At 64.0% G+C, this 1,815-nt stretch carries 1 protein-coding gene; it reads left to right on the plus strand.

Annotation, left to right across the window (positions count from 1 at the left end):
* Positions 1–976: 976 nt before the first annotated feature.
* Positions 977–1,279 carry a DUF4193 domain-containing protein gene (locus tag AC5RWU_RS24165; RefSeq protein ID WP_493986705.1) on the plus strand — a complete coding sequence of 101 codons (303 nt, stop codon included), beginning with the start codon at positions 977–979 and terminating at the stop codon, positions 1,277–1,279.
* Positions 1,280–1,815 lie beyond the last annotated feature (536 nt).

The raw sequence follows: 1,815 nt of genomic DNA on the forward strand, positions 1-1,815 counted from the left end.
GCGCATCAGGAGGAACAGCACCAGAAACATGACTGTGCCCCGGATAAAGGCCTCAAGCAGCGGAATACTCGGCCCGAACATCGACTGCCAATCCATTCTGGACTCCTGACTTCCAAAGGCATTGACGGTTTACCGGACAAGCGCCCGGACAAGCGCGCGGGCCGGCGTGTGGCCGGCGTGTGGCCGGCGACGGGCGGCAGGGCCTAGCCGATGGAGCGTGGCCGGGAACATCGCCACACATTCCCGGTCCGGTGTTCTCCCTAACACCACAAACTAAGTATGCTTACTATAGTCTGCCAAGCCGCCCGGCAGCCGTTCGGCAGGATCCGGGCTTTCCCCGGGCAGGCTAAGCGGACGGAACCAGGTGGGCGCAGACCCTGTCCGGCTCTCTCCGGTCCGGCTCATGCACGGCGAAGGGGCCCACCGCCGATAACGACACACACGCCCACAAGACGGTGACCGGCTTGGATAATTGCCAGTCATGTTGTCGAGCAGCAACTGCAGGATTATCAGCCCCTGCGTCCGCGCCATGTTGAGCAGGCCCAAGAGCGGATGAGCCGGAGGCTTCCTAACCAGCGGCAATGAGCAACGACACTGAAGATGGGGTGATTCCCTGCACTGCTGAGGGCCAACCACCACCGATAACGGCGCATACGTAAGCCTGGGCCGGGAACGGTTTCTGCCGGTTCTCCTGCGCCTGCACATCCAGGTCCTCGCCTGCGGATTCGTGACCCTGCCCGATGTTCCGGCCGGTTCTTCGCCCGGGGCCGGGATGAGGGGGATCCTGGGCGTTCCGGCCGGCTGGGCGCGGCCTTTCGCTTACCCGGCGTCGAAGCAGCCCGGGACTCCTGTTACCCTTGGACATCGCCCGGCCGCCGCGGATGCGGACCATGCTGCCCGTTGCCTGTGGAACAGCCGCGCAGCGCTGTACGTTGCACCGGGGTCAGCCAACACCGGAGAAAAGAGAACAAGCCAAGTGGCAACCGATTACGACGAGGTCCGTTCCGACGTCAAGGAATCCCAGGACAAATCCCTGCAGGCACTGCAGTCCGCCAATGCACCGGACGCCCGCAGTGTCGTCCTGGAGCTGGATGAGGCCGACGGCCTGGACGGAGCCGGTATTCCCGGCGGCGAGTTCATCGCCGAGGAGCTGACCGTTCAGATCATCCCCCAGGCCGACGACGAATTCACCTGCTACTCGTGCTTCCTGGTCCGGCACCGGTCCCAGATTGCCCGGCAGAAGGGCGCCCACGCCTACTGCACCGACTGTGAAGGCTAAGCCAGCCTATTCCCGGCCGTTGAGCGCGCAGCCGGGTTGCCGGCGCCGGAGCCGATAAGCAGCAGGGTCCAAGAAACCCTTCGTGCACCGTGATCAGGTGTCCCCGGCGAGGGTGCGCTCGGGGCGCTCTCGGACGGATTTGAGGACAAAACCGTCATTGTCAGGGCCATTACGGCAGTACGCGAACACGCCGCCGGCGCGCTGATCACCGGTCTGACAACCCCGGCAGAAAAAACCCGAACCAAATAGACCCGGACCGGATGGACCCGGACTGGTCAGCCGCTGCTGCCGGCCGCTTCAATCCGCGGGGGACTCTGCCTGCGGGTCCTAGCCAGAACGGCTCCTTCGTTTGGATGGACATCCCCATTGCGCTCCTGTCGTGCCGTTATTTCCGGCTGACTGTCCTGTCTACGTCGTAGACAGCGTCCGTCGCGGTGCTCTAGGAGACTGCTGAACAAGGGGCGATTTGAAGGGCTGGTGAGGGCGAATTGACGCTCGAACCAGCCCTTCGGCGTTTCTGGGTATGAAGGAGCGGG

The sequence above is a fragment of the Arthrobacter sp. B0427-1-12 genome, from assembly GCF_059092905.1.